At 55.3% G+C, this 18,174-nt stretch carries 13 protein-coding genes and 1 pseudogene; 3 read left to right on the plus strand and 11 right to left on the minus strand.

Annotation, left to right across the window (positions count from 1 at the left end; genetic code table 11):
• Positions 1–79 precede the first annotated feature (79 nt).
• Together J4772_RS07170 and J4772_RS07175 are read right to left on the minus strand one after the other, a co-directional pair.
• Positions 80–1,897 (minus strand): putative bifunctional diguanylate cyclase/phosphodiesterase, encoded by a 1,818-nt coding sequence (locus tag J4772_RS07170; RefSeq protein ID WP_246016402.1) that lies wholly within the window; start codon positions 1,895–1,897, stop codon positions 80–82.
• 91 nt (positions 1,898–1,988) lie between these two features.
• Positions 1,989–2,363: a DUF423 domain-containing protein gene (locus tag J4772_RS07175; protein ID WP_209074685.1), complete on the minus strand. Its 375-nt coding sequence runs from the start codon at positions 2,361–2,363 to the stop codon at positions 1,989–1,991.
• 70 nt (positions 2,364–2,433) lie between these two features.
• On the opposite strand from J4772_RS07175, the gene J4772_RS07180 reads away from it, so the two are divergent.
• Complete coding sequence (locus tag J4772_RS07180; RefSeq protein WP_116059220.1) at positions 2,434–2,886, plus strand: hypothetical protein; 453 nt, start codon at positions 2,434–2,436, stop codon at positions 2,884–2,886.
• 741 nt (positions 2,887–3,627) lie between these two features.
• Complete coding sequence (locus J4772_RS07185) at positions 3,628–4,296, plus strand: transposase (RefSeq protein WP_209074686.1); 669 nt, start codon at positions 3,628–3,630, stop codon at positions 4,294–4,296.
• Positions 4,297–4,396: 100 nt separating this feature from the next.
• Here the strand turns inward: J4772_RS07185 and J4772_RS07190 are convergent, their stop codons facing one another.
• Entirely contained in the window at positions 4,397–7,489 is a 3,093-nt protein-coding gene (locus tag J4772_RS07190) for an AAA family ATPase (protein WP_209074687.1), read from the minus strand.
• Positions 7,486–8,652 carry an exonuclease SbcCD subunit D gene (locus tag J4772_RS07195; protein WP_209074688.1) on the minus strand — a complete coding sequence of 389 codons (1,167 nt, stop codon included), beginning with the start codon at positions 8,650–8,652 and terminating at the stop codon, positions 7,486–7,488. Before J4772_RS07195 ends, J4772_RS07190 begins: the two co-directional genes overlap by 4 nt.
• Before the next feature lie 208 nt (positions 8,653–8,860).
• On the opposite strand from J4772_RS07195, the gene yhbH reads away from it, so the two are divergent.
• A complete protein-coding gene (yhbH, locus tag J4772_RS07200; protein WP_209074689.1) occupies positions 8,861–10,006 on the plus strand; it encodes a sporulation protein YhbH in 1,146 nt (381 codons plus the stop codon).
• A gap of 54 nt (positions 10,007–10,060) precedes the next feature.
• Here the strand turns inward: yhbH and J4772_RS07205 are convergent.
• The 7 genes and pseudogenes from J4772_RS07205 to J4772_RS07235 all read right to left on the minus strand — a co-directional run.
• Positions 10,061–11,404 (minus strand): annotated as a pseudogene (locus J4772_RS07205) (FAD-dependent oxidoreductase); the annotation flags it as partial.
• 18 nt (positions 11,405–11,422) lie between these two features.
• Entirely contained in the window at positions 11,423–12,286 is an 864-nt protein-coding gene (locus tag J4772_RS07210; RefSeq protein WP_209074691.1) for a carbohydrate ABC transporter permease, read from the minus strand.
• Entirely contained in the window at positions 12,270–13,184 is a 915-nt protein-coding gene (locus J4772_RS07215) for a carbohydrate ABC transporter permease (RefSeq protein WP_116059229.1), read from the minus strand. The genes J4772_RS07210 and J4772_RS07215 overlap by 17 nt, the downstream gene beginning before the upstream one ends.
• A gap of 14 nt (positions 13,185–13,198) precedes the next feature.
• Entirely contained in the window at positions 13,199–13,891 is a 693-nt protein-coding gene (locus J4772_RS07220; protein ID WP_209074692.1) for a hypothetical protein, read from the minus strand.
• A gap of 2 nt (positions 13,892–13,893) precedes the next feature.
• Positions 13,894–15,201, minus strand: coding sequence for an ABC transporter substrate-binding protein (locus tag J4772_RS07225; protein WP_209074693.1), 1,308 nt, complete (start codon positions 15,199–15,201; stop codon positions 13,894–13,896).
• 105 nt (positions 15,202–15,306) lie between these two features.
• A complete protein-coding gene (locus tag J4772_RS07230; RefSeq protein WP_209074694.1) occupies positions 15,307–16,098 on the minus strand; it encodes a response regulator transcription factor in 792 nt (263 codons plus the stop codon).
• Positions 16,091–17,926 (minus strand): cache domain-containing sensor histidine kinase, encoded by a 1,836-nt coding sequence (locus J4772_RS07235; RefSeq protein WP_247741048.1) that lies wholly within the window; start codon positions 17,924–17,926, stop codon positions 16,091–16,093. Before J4772_RS07235 ends, J4772_RS07230 begins: the two co-directional genes overlap by 8 nt.
• Positions 17,927–18,174: the final 248 nt, after the last annotated feature.

An 18,174-nucleotide genomic window follows, 5' to 3' on the forward strand; every position in this document is an offset into this window, starting at 1 on the left:
GATCCTATTTTTCACACTCGAAAATAAAGAAAAAAAGCGCCGAAGCGCTTCTTTTCCGCTCTGTGTATGGGATGGAGGTCTAGTGATAATTGGGCAGTGCGGGACGGTTAAATTTCTCCGACAACAATTCTTTAAGCGCCGTGCTCGGCAGGGGGGGACTGCCATAGTAACCCTGCATTTCGTCGCAGCGATACGAACGAAGAAAATGAGCCTGATCCTTCGTCTCGACTCCTTCGGCAACGACCTGCATCTGCAAGCTGTGCGCCATCGATATAATTGCGGCAACGATCGCGGCATCGCTCGATCTCTGCTCAATGTCCCTAACGAAGGATCGGTCGATTTTCAGACGCGCGATCGGCAAATTTTTTAAATAATGAAACGAACTGTATCCCGTTCCGAAATCGTCAATGCTGATACTGACTCCCAATTCGGTCAGCTCTTTCAAATATTGCGACGCGCGCTCGACATCCATCGTCATACTTTCGGTAATTTCAAGCTCCAGATAACGGGGATGCAGGCCGGTTTTGCGCAAAATCTCGGAAATTTTGCTTGTCAGCTTTCGCTGCGTAAATTGTCGAAGAGATAGATTGACAGATACCGGTATGTTGAGCAAACCTTCATTCTGCCACTCCTTATTCTGTCTGCAGGCCTCCTCGATCACCCACTCGCCGAGCTGCACGATCAGTCCGCTTTCCTCCGCCGCAGGAATAAATTCGCCAGGAGGAACAAGCCCGCGTTCGGGATGCCGCCATCTCACCAGCGCCTCCATGCCGACGATTTGACCGGAAGCCAGGGCGTATTGGGGCTGGTAGTGCAAAATAAATTCCTTGTTTCTCAGCGCCCTGCGCATTTCGTGCTGAATCGTCAGCTTCTCCAGCGCAATATGATCCATGTCGCAGGAATGCAGCATATAGTCGTTCTTACCGTTAACCTTCACGCGGTGCAGAGCGGTATCCGCCCGTTTAAGCATCGTGGCGGCGTCACCGGTCCCGTCCGCGCTGACCGCAACGCCGATGCTTACCGTTACGTGAACCGGAACGCCGCTCAATTCGAACGGCTCCTTCATAACGGATATTAGACCGTCGAGACGTCCGGATATTTCGTCCGCGCTTTCCAGCGTATCCAGACAAGCCGCGAACTCGTCTCCCTCCATGCGAGCCAAGTCTCCGGGCACGGATAAGCTGCGACTGAGCCGTTCGGCGATTTGCAACAGCAGCATGTCGCCGAAATCCCGGCCGAACGACGCATTGATCAGCTTGAAATGGTCAACGTCAATATAACAGACGGCCAGAGGTCTTCCGCCCTCCTTGGCGGTTTGCAGCCTCTCTTCGAGCCTGTTCATAAAAAACTGTCTGTTCGGCAGTCCCGTCATATCGTCGTAATAGGCCATGTAGCGTATACGCTCAAGAGAGCGCTTTCGGTCGCTGATATCTTCAATGAATACGAGAAGGCCGATGGGCCTTTTTCTCCTGATCAACGGCGAAGTATGGATGTTGAGATCGATTGCGTGTCCCTGCTTATGTATGACCTTGATTTCCCTCGTGCAAGTTTCCCCTTGAAGCGTCCGTTGAAAAATAAGCTTGGTCTGCTCTCGGGACTCTTCCGCCAGCAGCGTCTCGAACGAAATGCCGTTGAGCTCTTCTTTGCCGTATCCGACCATATCGGACGGATCGCGGTTAATGTCCAGAAATCGTCCCTGCCGATCTATGACTGCAAAAGCGATCGGGCTGTGGTTATAAAGCGAATTCAACAATTCCCATTGGTAAGCAGGGCCAGATTGCCTGGCCCGATAACGTTTGCGCGAAAATATCCAGCCTAATGAAGCGGCGCTTGCGGTCAGTGCTGCGACGCCGGCGATACCTGCCAGCCAAAGTCCTTCGTCGGACCATCCGTTCACGAGGCTACATCCTTCCTCCGCCATGGGCAAATACTCATGAATAACATATCTATTATAGACCAATTAATAGAGATGTGTATCCTTTGTTTTCCTACTGTTTGCTCTTTCGGGAAGCCAGAGCCAGACAGATCCAGCCCGCGATAAACGCGACGCCTCCGAGCGGCGTAATCGCGCCAAGCACTTTGACCCCGCTAAGAGCAAGAACGTACAAGCTGCCGGAAAACAACACGATACCGACGAGAAGCAATCTGGCTGCCCAAATCGCCATCTTGGGCGCTGGAAGACGATCGATCAGCAAAGCGATTAGCAAAATGCCGACGGAGTGGAACATATGGTACTGGACCGCGGTGTCGTATACGTCAAGCGCGTCTGCCGTCAGCCTATCCTCCAACATATGCGCACCAAATGCACCGAGAACAACAGAAAACATAGCCGCAAGGGCCCCAATTTTTGTATACTTATTCATGTGAGGTTATCCTCCTTAGATTTTGGACAGCACTCCAACAACTATCATATCGTGAATGAGGTGGAAAGTCATGAACGAACCGTTCGAAAAAGATGAACAATTTGCGAACCGCGGCCCCTTTTCTCCAGCTCCGGGTCACGTCGCTCCGCTCAAGCATAGCGGACTAGGGATCGCATCCTTCGTGTTGTCGATTGTCGGCTTCTTGTCCTTCATCGTCCTGACAATCGTCATCATTAGCTTGTTGTTTCAAGCTATCGATATTACGCAGATTGTGGACGAATACGGCAATCGACTGATGAGCGACGAAGAGATCGTGGACAAAATCCAACCGTATATCGGTTACATGATCCTCTATCCGCTGCTGATCCTTCTCTCCATCGTGGGGCTCATCCTGGGCATCGTCGCCCTAACGCGCCCCGGCTACAAGAAAGTGTTCGCAATTCTCGGCACTATCTTCAACGGTTTGCCGCTCCTTTTCCTCGCGCTGCTTCTCCTTGCCGGCCTCGCTGGCGCCGGCGCATAAGCTCTCCCGCTCCGCACAGGCATTCTCATCCTGAGAATGCCTGTTTCTCTCTCCCTTCCTCTGCGACACTTCCTGCAACGCATCTGTATCTCATTTTGGCCCTTCCTGAGTCATCTACAGCTACATTTTCTATTTCCCTCTACCTCTCGACTTACCGACGCTCTCCCGAGTTTCGATGATGTGTCTCATTTTGGCCCTACCTGAGTCATGTGCAGCTACATTTCTATTCCCCTCTACCTCTCGACTTACCGACGCTCTCCCGTGTTTCGATGATGTATCTCATTTTGCTCCTACCTGAGTCATGTGCAGCTACATTTTCTACTTTCCTCGACCTTTCTACTACCGGCGCTCTCCCAAGTTTCGATGATGTGTCTCATTTTGACCCAACCTGAAGTAATGTGCAGTTACATACTCGACATACTCTACATCCTCGACCTCACAATTACCGACAATCTCCCGAGTTTCGATGAAGTTTCTCGTTTTAAGGCCAACCTGAGTAATATATTGTTCTAAGCCAGCCGTCCTGGTTTCTTGCCAGTGACTCTACACACAGTCGAGCCCCCCCTTTGCCATTAACTCAGGGAGGTCAAAATGGACATACAACATCGCAACGGAGTTCCACAAAAATCCAAAAATAGAGGCAGAATTTTAAAATTAATCATCGACAACAGAACGTATGTTTGGTAAAATGAAAATAGGAACAAACGTTCGTTTAGATGAGTGAAGGAGGGGTTTGACTTGATGTCTATTCGTAAGTTTTTGGCTTGTTTTCCTGATGAGCAGACTTGCCGAAACTACTTGTTCTCCATCCGCTGGCCACGCGGTTTCATCTGTACGAAGTGCGGCGAAATGCGATATAGCGTGATCAAGACGAGAAACGTGTACGAATGCATCAATTGCAAGACGCAAACCTCCCTCACCTCCAACACTTTAATGCACCGCACCAAGCTGCCCCTTCGTTATTGGATGGTTGCGTTGTATTGGGTCGCATCCGGACGCCGGTGTTCGGCGCGTAGGCTCGGCAATACGTTAAAGCTCCAATACCGCACTGCAAGACGGCTGCTTAACAAAATTAGATACGCTATGTACAATATTGAGTCCGGACCGCTATTCGATTTCTGGGATCGCCAAAAACGATCGGCCCAACAGCCGATCGTCAGACGAGCCATGCAATTGATGTTCAGAAGGGCTCGCGCTTTCGTACGCAAGCATTACGGCCGAGTGCCTAAATGGAGACGGCCGTACTACTATTGCGAATATCGCTTCCGCAGCAACAACGTCCATAATCCTTCTCAGGCGCTGATGAAGCTAATCATAAACACCTGTACGACTATCTACACTCTGAACGAGTATGGAGGATTTCGCGAGCCCAGACGAAAGCCCCTCTCACCGGAGCCTTTGTCAGCTTGAATTTGCCGCAAATTGATTGATGGCAAACTCCGTCAGATCCGATTCTGCCCCAAGTTTCCTTGATGGCAAATTCTGTCCGATGATCTGATTCTGTCGCAAGCTACTTGACGATAAACTTCGTTCGGCTGTGTCCTTCTTTGGTTTTGCTGACTTCCAGAACGGCCGGGAACGCGGTCTTCAATTCCTGAACGTGCGAGATGACGCCGATCATGCGTCCAGCTCGCTGAAGATCGACAAGCGCGGCAATGGCTTTGTTTAGGGAGTCCTCGTCCAGCGAACCGAAGCCTTCGTCAATGAACATCATCTCAATCGAGACTCCGCCTTGATAAGCTTGGATGACGTCGGTCATTCCGAGGGCCAGACAGAGCGAGGCGTTAAACTTTTCGCCTCCTGACAGCGATTTGACGTCGCGGTTCTGCCCGGTATAGGCGTCGAAAACATCGAGTCCGAGTCCGCTTTGTTTGCCGCGCGATTCTAGCCGATCACTTCGTTCCAATCTGAATTGGCCGTTGGACAAGTCGGTTAATCTAACGTTGGCCGCGTGCAAAATTTGTTCAAGGAACTCAATCAATATGTAGCGCTCGAATGAAATTTTCTGCGAGTTGTCGCCTTTGAGCATCTGATAGATATCCGCCACCTGCTGCTGCCGCTGTTCGAGGTCGCGGAATTGCGCCTCAGCTTCGGCAATCGCGGCGAGCAGCCGTCGAGCCTCTCGTTCATGTCCGCCAACGGCGTGTAATTCGGCTACGATCTGCTCCAATCGCGCCTTTAATTCTTCCATCGCCGCTTGCAGAGCCGCCGTGTCCGGACGAATCTTATCGCTTAACTCATGTTCCAGTTCGGCAATATGCCGCGTTACGGTCGTCATTTGCAGCTTGAATTGCTCGATCAGAGCAGAGAGACGCTCGCGGTCCGCTTCGGCCATCTTGGCCGCGCGGTAGCTTTCAACCGTTCCGAAGCCCGCTTTCTCCAGCTCTTCGGCCAAGCGCTCCTCAGCCTGTTTCAGATGAAGCTCTGACTCCTGTCGCTGATTGGACAGCTGAACGAAGTTTGCTTTCTCTTCCACCAGTTGGTTTTGAGTGCTCTGCAGCTTGCGCTGCGCTTCCGCCCATAAAGCATTTAGCCGCTCGATAAGAGCGGATTGTTCTCGATTACGAATCTCGAGCTTGTCCGGCGAACGCAATGACTCCGGCACTCGTCCCAACTCATTCTCCAGTACAGACTGCTTGGCGCTCCGCTCCATCGACAGGCGGTGCTGTTCGGTCAGCAATTGCTCGCGCTCGGTTTGCAGCCGCTCAAGCTGTACATCCAACTTCTCAACTTCAAGCCGACGGCTACGAACCGCTTCAGCCTGCTGCTTGAGGCGATCGGTCTCCTGACGCACCTTCTTGCCTTCGGCTTCGGCACGGATCAACTGCTCGCTCAGTGGCTCGTCGGTAATTTCGTATTCGGCAATCAGCTCCGCTCGGCCGGATCGGCCTGTACTCGCAGCCGCAGCCTGTGCCTGAGCATCGCCAAGCTCTCGTTCAACAGCGCGAAGCTTCTCCTTCACTTGCTGCAACTGCTCGCGCGTGGGGATGCTTGAAGCAGGAACGGCTTTGGCCGGGTGCGACTCGCTTCCACAGACGGGACAAGGCTTGCCGTCGTGCAAATGCTCGGCCAGCAGGCCCGCCTGTCCCTCTAGCCACAGCGTCTCGGCCCGATCATGCTCCTTTTTAATCTCTGCCGCCGCGCTCTGCAATTCCCCCTCGTGCTTGGTCCAACTCTCCAATCGCCTATCCAACTCGTCCAGCTCTTTAAGCAGCTTGTACTTGCTTCTTAACCGCTCGTAACGCTCCGCCATTTCCGGCAGCTGGGCCGCTTCCGTCTCCGCAAGCTTTAAGTGGTCGGCGGAAACTCGGCGCTCTTCGCGCTGCGATTCAAGCTGTCGGTCCGCCGTCGTTCGCCGCTCGTTTACTGCCTTCTCCTGCGCCGTCAGACGCTCGACCTCAAGCCGACGCTCGTCGAGCGTCTGTACGAGAGGCTTCAGTTCCACCAAACGCGTCAGCTCTCGCTCAGCCTCTTTGCGTTCCTCGCTCCGGGCTTCCTCCCGCCGGTAGCTCAGCTCGGCATCGGCATGCGCCCGCTCTACTTCCGCCAGATCGCGCTGCTTGCGCTCGAGCGTCTCGCGCTTCTGCTCGGCCTGCCGAGCTGCTGCGAGCGACTGCTCCTCGTAAGGCAGCAGGCGCGCGGCCTTCTCGGCCAGCGTCAGCCGTCGCTCGCTTTCGTCCGCTTCGGCTTTGCGAGCCTCCAAATGCTGAAGCTGTTGGCGTTTCTCCGCTAACTGAGCAAACCTCGCCTCCAGCGTAAGCGCCTCTCGCAAAATCTGCTCGCTCTGCTGAAGCTGCCCTTCCAGATCGGCCTTGCCGCGGCCGATCTCCTTGGCAAGCGCTTCGTAATAGGCGATTTCCTGTGTTAATCCGTCCGACACTTGCGCCATGCTGCTATACTCCTGCAAAAGCGTTGCCGCAAGCGCGCTCCCCTCCCTCTGCGGAAGCGACTGCTGCGCCTGCTTGGCGTATACGTCCTGCTGCGTCTTTGCCTGCTTAAGCGCCTCCTGGAGCTCGCGATTTTGCCGCTGAAAACGATCTTCGACCTTCTGATACAGCCCAGTCCGGAAAATGCGCCGCAAAATTTCCTCCTTATTTTCCGTATCGGAGGTGAGCAGCTTACGAAATTCCCCTTGCGGCAGCATCACGATCTGTCCAAATTGCTCCCGGGTTAATCCGAGCAGCGATTCGAGCTTAACGTTCACGTCCGAGACGGTGAAGCGATCGATGCATGGAACCTCCTCGCCTCCGGTCGTCTCGTATAGCTCCGCTTTGCCGCCCGTCTCGCTCTTGTTTGCGCCTCGACGATGAGGCATTTGCCGGAATACGCGATAGGTTCGCGCACCGACCGCAAAATGATAATCCACCGACGTATGTATATCGTCATCTGCGAAATGGCTTCGCAGCATCCTCGGCTCCGCGCGATCCTCGCCGCTGGCACTGCCGTACAGTGCAAAACAGATCGCATCGAAGATGGTCGTCTTACCCGCGCCGGTATTGCCGGAGATGACGAACAAGCGCCGGTCCTCAAGCGCCTCGAAATCGATCGTCTCTATATCCCGATAAGGGCCGAAAGCGGTCATGCTGATTCGAATGGGCTTCATCCCGCTCCTCCTTCCTCGCGCAAGACGGCCGCGTACGTGTCCGCGAACAATTCCTGCTTGTCGGACGACAGCGGCACGCCTTTCACCTCCTGATAAAACGCTGCGAACAGCGCCACCGGATCGGCCTCGCGTCTTGCCGATCTGCCAGCCGCCGCATCCGCGCCCTCCGCAAGCGGAGAAACCGTCACCTTGCGTTCCACGTGCAGCGCATTCGGATATACGGCGCGAACCTTCTCCATCGGGAATAGCACCGGATTGTCGTTCAGTAGCGTCACGAACACATAATCGTCGCATACCGGATGCCGCTCCAGCTCCTCGATCGGCGCGGCGATGCGACGCATGTCGCGGCGGGGCTTCAGCTCCCTTTTCTCCACCGATACGTTCCCTGCTCCGTCCAGTTCAACGATGAAGAAGCCTTTGCGATGATTCTCCTCGGAGATTGAATATTTCAAAGGAGAGCCGGCGTAGCGAATCCGTTCGTCCGCCACATGATGCGCCTGGTGCAGATGGCCGAGCGCCGTGTAGTGGAAGCCTCCAAAATATTCGGCGTGCACATGCTCCGCCCCCCCGATCGCCAGCGGGCGCTCGGACTGGCTCGTATTTTCCTCCGGCCTAGCCCCCGGTGTCACGAACGCATGTCCGATAAACACGTGGCGAGCTTGGCGGTCCAGTCCCGCTTCAATTCGGTCGACGATCGCTTTCATCGCGTCGTCGTGAGTGCGAATATTTTCATCTTCGAGTATGTAACGAACTTGAGCGGGATCGGCGTAGGGTACAAGGTGAAAATAAACCTCTCCGTCGCCGTCTCTCAGCAAGACCGGCTTATGCTCGGCTTTGAGTTGGCCGATCAGATGCAGCCCTCTCGCCTCCATAATGGCCATTCCGAACGACAGCCTGTCCGGACTGTCATGGTTGCCCGCGATGGCCAGCAGCGGCGTGTTAAGTCCGATGACAATGCGTTCGAACAACTCGTCCAGCAGTTCGACGGCTTCGGTCGGCGGAATGGCCCGATCGTACAAATCTCCGGCAACGACGACCGCATCCGGGCGCTCCTTTTCTATCGTTTCTACTAATTGCTCCAGCACGTAACGTTGATCGTCCGTCATATAGACGCCCTGAACCAGCTTGCCCAAATGCCAGTCGGCAGTATGTATGAACTTCATGGGGCACAATCCCTCCCATTTCCCTCTTTGTCGCGACAAGTCGCGCCAGCTACTATTATTGTAATCTATCGCCGGCCCAATTGCAGTTGGTAAAATGAGCTTTCTGCCCCAAAATCGGCTTGTCCGAGATATGCATACACATCGTTTAGCCGAACTTGAATATATTGAGTAATACATCCTTAAACAACGAAGCGATAGGGGGTTGCCCATGAATCATCCCTCGTTTATTTTATCCCGGGAAGACTGGTCGCTGCATCGCAAAGGCTATCAGGATCAGGCACGTCATCAGCAGAAGGTTCGGGACGCGATCAAGCAAAATTTGCCGGATCTCGTCTCCGAAGAGAATATCGTCATGTCCGATGGGCGCCAAATTATTAAAATTCCGATTCGTAGTCTGGACGAATACCACTTCGTCTTCAACACGAACAAGAAGAAGCATGTCGGACAGGGAGACGGGGACAGCCAGGTCGGCGACGTGCTGGGCGTCGATCCGACGCCGGCCGGCGGCAAGGGAGAAGGCGCGGGCTCCGATCCGGGAGACGACGTCGTCGAAGCGGAGATTTCCATCGCCGAGCTGGAGTCGATGCTGTTCGAAGAGCTGGAGCTGCCTTATCTGAAGAAAAAAGACAAACAGCAGATCGAGGTCAAAGATGTGCGGTTTACAGACGTCAGGCGTAAAGGCATCATGTCCAACATCGACAAGAAGCGGACGATTCTCGAAAATCTGCGCCGCAACTCGCGGGACGGCCGTGCCGAAATCGGAGGCATCTCCCCAGACGATCTGCGGTTCAAGACATGGGAGGAAATCGTTAAGCCGCAAAACAACGCGGTCATTCTGGCGATGATGGACACTTCCGGTTCAATGGGCTCGTTCGAAAAATATTGCGCGAGGTCGTTCTTCTTCTGGATGTCCCGCTTTCTGCGCCGCCAGTACGAGAAGGTGGATATCGTGTTTATCGCGCACCATACGGAGGCGAAAGAGGTAACGGAGGAGGAGTTTTTCACCCGTGGCGAGAGCGGCGGCACGATCTGCTCTTCCGCTTACGTCAAGGCGCTGGAAATTATCGACAGCCGTTATCCTCCGTCGTTGTACAACATTTATCCGTTCCACTTCTCGGACGGGGATAACCTGACGAGCGACAATGAGCGGTGCGTGCGGCTGATCAAGGAGCTGCTGGAGCGGTCTAACATGTTCGGCTACGGAGAAGTCAATCAGTACAATCGAAGCAGCACGCTTATGTCGGCTTACAAGCATTTGGAGCACCAGCAATTTTTCTATTACATCATTAAAGAGAAGGGCGAGATTTACAACGCGCTCAAGACGTTTTTTCGGAAACGGGAAACTGTGGTTTAATTATTTATAAAAATCCCGCGATGCATCGCTGCACTTCGCGGGATTTTCGACTTCTTAAAGATACGCCTTCTCCTGAATCAATGCCTCTCGCAGACGCGCGACGTTCACTTCGGCCGGCGTTACGCCGTCGAGAACGGCCAGAGCGGCGGCCGTACCGGCAGCCTGACCGGTCGCCATGCAGCTCGGCGTAAGCCGCGTTGTGGCAAGCGCTTCGTGCGTCGTGGAAATGCATCTGCCCGCCGCCAGCAAATTGCTGGCGTTCCGCGACACGAGGCAGCGATACGGAATGTCGTAGGTACCGTCGCCCGCGATCCAGGAGGCGGTCACGCCTTTCCCGGATGGATCGTGGATGTCGATCGGATAGCCGCTGCGAGCGATCGCATCCTCGAATTTCCTGCCGGCGACGACGTCCTCCTTCGTTAGCGCGTACAGACCGACGATGCGCCGCGTCTCGCGGATGCCGATCTGCGTGCCGACTGCCGATACGGACGCGCGAGCGAAGCCCGGCACGTCCCGCTTCAGAAACTCGGCCATCAGCAGCACCTGCTTGCGCCCTTCCTCCTCCGCGCGGGTCAAATCCTCCACCTGTGTGCCGTCGAGTCCCTGCACTCTCGTGCAGTTGACAAGCACCTCGTCGTCCGCCGGACCGGTAAACAGCAGCACCTGATCGCGATTGATCGGGACGCCCGACGCCTGCCACTCGGAGTAAAAACCGCTGATGCCCGTCAAGGGCAAGCCGGGCAGCTCGTCAATCGGCGTCTTCTTATAGAAGTTATCGGGATTCGCCAGCATATACGCCTTGATCTGCTCCAGATCGACGCCCCGCATGCGGAATTTCATCGTCATCGGCTGCGCTTGGGAGTCGCCGTCGCGCCCCTTCAACGTCTCGGCGCCGGACAAATACGCGACGTCCGCGTCTCCGCTCGCATCCACGAATATCCGTCCCGCCAGCTCTATTTTCCCCGACTTCGTCGTAATCCGCACCGAGCGGATCGTGCCGTCCGCTGCCTCCACCTCGTCCACAAAGCTGTGCAGATACAGCTCGACGCCGGCTTCCCGCAGCATCTCTACCGCCACGACCTGATAGATTTCGGGATGATACGGCGTGACCGTATGCACGAAGCCGACCGTATCCCGAAGGTGGCCGGGCGAACCGCCGCGCTCGATCAGCCGATCGACGATCTCCTGCGCGATGCCGCGAATGACCTGCTCCCCGCTGTCCGCATGGAACGTCATCCACGGATATACCATCGCCGCCGTGGACATGCCGCCGACAAAGCCGTACCTCTCCACGAGCACCGTCTTTACGCCTTGCCGCCCGGCGGCGATCGCCGCGACGATTCCCGCAGGTCCTCCGCCGACGACGATCACGTCCGCCTCAATCTTCTTCATCACCTGATGCCAACTCCGTTCCTTCTATTCTTTTAATCCCGTCATGGCTACGCCTTCGATGAATTGACGCTGCGCCAGGAAGAAAATAATCAGCAGCGGCACCGTCGCCATCACCGTCGCGCTCATCAGATGATGCCACGCCGTCCCGACCTCGTCCGTGAACAGCGACAAGCCAAGCGGAAGCGTCATCAGGCTGCGCGTATTAATGAAGATAAGCGGATCGAAAAATTCGTTCCAGTTGGTCACGAACGTAAAAATCGTCAGCGTCGCCAGACCCGGCTTGGCGATCGGCAGCATAATCCGCGCGTAAATGCGCAGACGGCTGCAGCCGTCGATCATTGCGGCTTCCTCCAGCTCCTTCGGAACCGTAATGAAAAACTGCCGCATCACGAAGATGCCGAACACTCCGCCCGCCCCGAAAATCGGCAGCAGGATCAATGGCAAATGCGTATCGATCCATCCGATCTCGCGCATGAACAGGAACATCGGAATCGCCGTGACCTCGTGCGGAATCATCATCGCGCTGAGCAGCACGAGAAATACGGCGTTCCTGCCCGTAAACGGGATTCTTGCGAAAGCGTAGCCTGCCAAGGACGCGAACAGCACCGTGCCGCCCACGACAAGCGCGGCGATATAGACGCTGTTGAAGTAAAACCATTCGAACGGGATAAGCTTGAACACGTCCGCGTAGTTCTCGAATCGGAACGTCGAAGGGATCAGCTGCGGCGGGTATTTGAACACCTCATTCGGCTCCTTGAAGGAGGTCGAGATCATCCATATGAACGGAACCATCATCACGAGCGAGATTGCGCCGAGAGCCGCATAGATGCCCGCCGTTCCGAGCGATTTGCGCCAGATGCCCACGGAGCCGTTATGCGTCGCTTTCATTGAACACCCACCTCTTTCTAAGCTGCCACTGCACCAGCGTCAGCACAAGCACGACGAAGAACAGGACGAAGGCAAGCGCCGACGCGTAGCCGAGCTGGAACAGCTTAAACGCCTTCTCCCAGATGTAGTAGACAAGCACCTTCGTGCTGTTGCTCGGTCCGCCCTGCGTCATGACGAAAATTTGCCCGAACACCTTCAGCGAGCCGATGACGGTCATCACGACCGTAAGAAAAATCGTAGGCGTAATCATCGGCAGCGTTACGTTGAAAAAGGACCGCGTCCGGCTTGCGCCGTCCAGCTTGGCCGCTTCGTAGAGCGATGCGGGCACCTGCTGAAGCGCCGCGATAAAGAGCACCATGTTCAGGCCGACGTTTTTCAGCACGCTTGTCACGATCACGGCCGGCATCGCCAGCTTCGTGTCGTACAGCCAGGCGGGGCCTTGAATGTGCAGCGCGGTCAGAAGCTGGTTGATCAAGCCCGAGTCGGTCGCGAACATGTATTTCCACACGATCGACCAGACGATCAGCGAGGTCATGACCGGCACGAAAATCGCGGTGCGGAACAGCCCGATGCCCCGCATGCTTCTGGCCAGCAGCAGCGCGAGCAATAGCGCCAGCACAATATTCAGCGGCACAAGTCCGACCGTAAAATAGACGGTATTGCCGAGCACCTGCCAGAACAGGGCGTCGTTCATAATGTGCCGGTAGTTGTCGATACCGATGTAGTTATGGCTGCCTAGCAGCGGCCAATCCGTAAAGCTCATATACAGCGCCAGCCCCATCGGGAACAGCAGCAGAAGCGTAAAACCGATTACCATCGGAGAAATAAACAGCCATCCGGTAATTTGCGCTTCGCGGGCCAATGGCCCTTTTATTTTCTTTGTTTTTTTCCCGCTCATCGGTTCACCGCCTGTCAGTTCCATCTGTCGATCGCGGCGCGGAAATCCGCCACCGCTCTGCGCATCGTTTCCTCCGTCTTGCCGACAACGATCGCCCCGAGCATAATCGCCTTGACACCTGTGTCTCCCAGCACGCGAACGTCGTCCGGAACAAGCTTGCGCTGCGAGGGCAGCAACACCGGAATTCCCGCCCGCTCAACGACGCTCCGATATTTCAGCACGTCCGCGAAGGTTAGCGGAGTCCCGTACTCGTCGCCCGGAACAATCGAAGCTTCGACCGCAGTAAAGCCGTAACGGCTTGCCGAAGACAACAGGGCGAGATCGGAAAACTCGTTCACCGCAAACGTCCGATCCAATTCGGTTTCGTGCAGCATGAAGGACGGAAGATGGTGCGCATAGATCGAATAGAAGTCGAAGCCTAGCGGAGACAGTCGCCCAATCTCCTCCGGCTTCGCCTCTTCGGCGCCTCCGGCCGGAACGATGCCGAGCGGTCCTTCGAACAATGAGCGGATTTCGCGAAACGTATTCTCGTATTCGTCCAGCGAGCCGAAGCGGTTGCCGCTGGCCCGATGTCCGACGTTCATATGCACCTTCAAGCCGTCGGCGCCTTCCTCCAGCGCCGCGCGGGCCAACTTAGCGTCATTGGCGGGGAGGCTTACGACGAGCGTAAGCTTCCGCGCCTGCAAACTGTTCTGCAGTCCTGCCATCTTTAATTCACCATCAGCGCATTGACTTCTTCGGCGATTTTCTTCAAATTCTCCTCCGCCGGCATCACTTTGCCGAACAGACGATCGAAGCCCTGCAGAATCGCGTTGTCGATGTTCGTCCAGCGGACGTGTCCCGGAAGAATGCGCGCCTTCGGCATCTCGTCGATAACGGCTTGAAGAATGTGCTCCTTGCTCGGGTTGTTCGGCTGGTTGATGAACTCGTCGGAGTTCAGCACCGTTGTGCGCGGAGGCACGAAATAAGTCGAGGTCGCCTGGATGCCTTCCTGACTGGCGAAATATTTCAGCAGCTTCTTCGCTTCCTCCGGATGCTTGCTGTCCGTGAACATCGCGTAGCCGGCCTGGCCCAGCATCGGCACGCTTCCAAGCGAACCGGACGGCGTCGGCGCGATGCTCCATGCGAAGTCTTTAATCTCTCGCGCCTTGGACACGTAGCTGTACACGTCGAAGAACATGGCTACGTTGCCGGCGTCGAAGCTGACCTGCTCGCCCGCCTTCGGATGCGATTCGTCCGTAAACATCATCCGCTCCAGCATCTGGAACGTCTCCACCCCATATTGGTCGTTCCACGTGAATTCCGTAATCTCTTTGTTAAACGGACCGCTGCCGTTGGACCAGGAGTAGGAGGACAGCGTCACCCACGTTTTCCAATCGCGGAAGAAGTTCGCGCCGTATACGCGGTTTTGCGCGTCCTTGCTGGCGACAGCCTGCGCGGATTTCTCGAACTCCGCCCATGTCCATTTCCCTTCCTTGGCCAGCGTGTTCGGATCGGTCAGCCCGGCCTTGTCGAACAGCGTCTTGTTGTAGAACATAACGACCGGCGGCGTGGAGAACGGCAGCCCTAGCAGCTTGTCGCCTTCGCGGAACAAATCGAGCGTGCTCGGAATGTAGTCGTCCAGCTTAAACTCCGCGTCGTCCTTGAATTCCGATACGTCGCCGAGAATGCCGTTTTCCTTGAATTGCGGAACCATCCGCTCGGACACCCAAGCGACGTCCGGCAGCGATTTCCCTGCGGCAAGCACCGATATTTTCTGTTGATAGTCGGCAAAAGGAACCGATTCCATCGTGACGCGGATACCCGGATTGTCCTTCTGGAAGCCGTCGATCAGCTTGTTATATACGTCCATATGGGCTTGGTTGCCCCACATCATGAACTTCAGCTCGACTTCTCCTTTTTGCTCCGGACTTCCGCTTGCTCCGCCCTCCGAGACGGTGCCCGAACCCGAATTGCTGCAGCCGACTGCAAACGCAGCCAATAGTGCCAACGAAATCGGCAGCTTTGCTCTTTTCATATAAATCCCCCTTGGAATGAGTAATGAACCGATCGTTCACCATGAGTATAACGGGGGACCCCCCTCGGCAAAAATCACGCCCGTTTAAGAAAAAGTACGTTTTCTTTATACATTGTCGTTCTCGTCCGAACTCTGCTGACCGTACCGGTCCCGGTACTCCCCCGCCGTCCATCCGGTCTGCTGTTTAAACACGAGCATAAAATGCTTCGGACTTTGATGGCCGGACAGACGCGCTACATCGTATATTTTCAGACGCGTATGAGCCAGCAGCCATTTGGCGCGCTCCATACGGGCCTCCGACACGTACTCCGAATAGTTCATTCCGGTTTCCGCTTTGAACAGCTGGCTTAAGTAGGTCGCGTTAAGATGAACTTTGCCGGCCACGGTTTGCAGCCGGAGATCGCCGTCGATGTGCAGCTTGACGAATTCCTTGACGTCGCGGATGAGCTTTCGGGCATCGCCGCCGGTATGGGCCTCCTCGGCTGTGCCTCCCGCAGCTGGTGCGGAGGATATACCGCGCTCGCGGTCTAGCGCCAGCTTGATTTTGTCCAGCGTCGCGACCAGCTCCAGCCGCTCGATCGGCTTCAGCATATAGTTGCACACGCCGTAAGCAATCGCCTTTTTTGCATATTCGAATTCGCCGTAGCCGCTAATGATGACGACGGGCAGGCTCGGATAAATCTCCCGAACCCGGGCCACCATCGTCAGCCCGTCCATCTCCCTCATGCGAATGTCGGTAATGAGCAGATCCGGCAGCTCGCACTTCAAATACTCCAGCGCTTCTACGCCGTTCGCCGCTTCTCCCGTCACCTCGAAATATCCGGTCGACTTGCCGATCAGTTCCCTCAGCCCTTGACGGATGACCGTTTCATCCTCTACGAGCAGCACTTTATACATGCTTGTCCCCCCCTGTCCCTTCAAGCTTAATCGCAATCGTGACGGCCAATCCTTGGCCGAGGCTGCCGTCCACCGTCACTTCGCCTCTATCCCCGTAGATCAGCATAATCCTCTGAGCGATGTTGGACAGCCCCAATCCGCCCCGCTCGCCCCCGCTCTGCAGCCCTTGAAAGGACGGCGTCGCGCGCAGCCGCTCGTTCAGCGCCTCGATCTCCGGCTCCGCCAGCCCTTTGCCGTCGTCCCGTACCGTAATCAGCAGCTCGTCTTCGAACCGCAGCGCCGAGATCCAGATCGTTCCTCCCTGCTCGGCCTCGTCGATGCCGTGGTACACGGCGTTTTCCACAAGCGGCTGAAGAATCAGCTTCGGAATCACGATCAGGTTGGCCTCCTCGGCAATGTCATACTCCACCCTTAGCCGTTCTCCGTAACGAAGCTGCTGAATCCGGACGTAGGATTGCACAAAGCGAATTTCTTCAAATAGCGGCACAAGACGGTCGACCTTGTCGATCGTATATCGAAGCAGCTTGCCGAGCGCGGATACCATGTCGGACACCTCGGCGTTGTTGCCGCGAATCGCCATCATGCTGATCGATTCCAGCGTATTGTAGATAAAGTGCGGATTGATCTGGCTCTGCAGCGCGGACAGCTCCGCTTCCTTCTCGCGGATGCCGAGAATAAACACCTCATTAAACAGCCGGTCGATTTCCTCCGTCATTTTGTTGAAGCCCCGTCCCAGTTGACCGAACTCGTCACGGCCGTAAATCGCGATTCTCCTGTCGAAATTTCCTTGCTCGACGCGGATCATGCTTTTCTTCAGCTCAATCAATGGACGGGTAAGCCGATAGGATACGATAACCGCAAGCAGCGTAACGACGGCGACGCAGAGCGCGGCGAACCACAACGTAAACGTGCCTAGCTCCCGCGATTCCTTCCGAATGACTTTGATCGGCGTCAGGCTGATGACGGACAGCCCCGAATAATTGGAGTGGTGCTGAACGTACAAATAGGACTGGCCTCCCAGAACGATTTTCTGATTGCTTCCGTATGGCTGCGGTTCGGCATGCTGCAGCAGATCGCCGTAAACCGACTGCTCGCCGGCGGAATTGCGTTCGAAGAGCAATCTGCGCCTGCTGTCCGTCACGATAACGTTAGCGTCCTGCTCGAAATTCAAATTGGACAAAATGTTGCGAAAAGCATCCAGCTTAATATCGATCAAAATATAGCCAAGCGTACGCAGCGTGTCGGGATCGCGAATCGTTCTGCCCACCGAAATGTAGGCGTCGCCCGTGTTGACGGTATAATAGGAAGGCGAATGCGGCGGAATCAGCACCCAAGCTCCGCCGGACCGTTCAACCTCCGCGAACCATTCGTCCTGCCGGCTGTCCCATACCGAATCGACTGCCATCGAATCGACGTTGGAGAAAAAAATGCCGCTGTTGCTGATCAGATGAATGCCGCGTATTTCCGCTCTATCATAGGCGTTGGCCGAGGTGTACAGTTTCATTTTCATATAGTCGTCCGACGAAGCCCACGCGCCTGTGCCCATTTCTCCGTCATACTTGCTCAATATCGTCAGCACCACCTGATCGTACAGCGGCATCATCGACAGCCTCTCGAAGTCCTTCAATAGCCGATCGAGATTGGCGTTGATCTGCCGCACGATGTCGACGGTGAACTGCTCCGTCTTCTCGTCGACGGTCGCCGAGAAATGCCTGTAGGTGACAATTCCCTGCAAACTGAGCGGAAACAAAATAAGCAGCGTGAACAGGAGCAGCAGCTTCGTGCGCAAGTTCAAATCTTTAGACAATCCCAATAGCCGCCGAACCATATTCTCTCTCCTTTTTCTATATAGGTTGAACCAACGAGAAGTCATTGCATTGCGAAAGGGATGACTTTTCCATCTTTTTTTGTATGCGCTTTCATTAAGGTTTCGCCAGAGAACTTTATTATAACGAGGTACGGTAGAAAAGCTATCCCTTGCGCGCAGGAAAAGGTACGTAATATTGGGAAAAGCACAAAAAAAAGAAAACGTGAAGGACCGACGGCTTATCGTCGGCTTCACGCCTTCCTGTTCGA

This window comes from Cohnella sp. LGH, assembly GCF_017671885.1.
GTDB lineage: Bacteria > Bacillota > Bacilli > Paenibacillales > Paenibacillaceae > Cohnella > Cohnella phaseoli.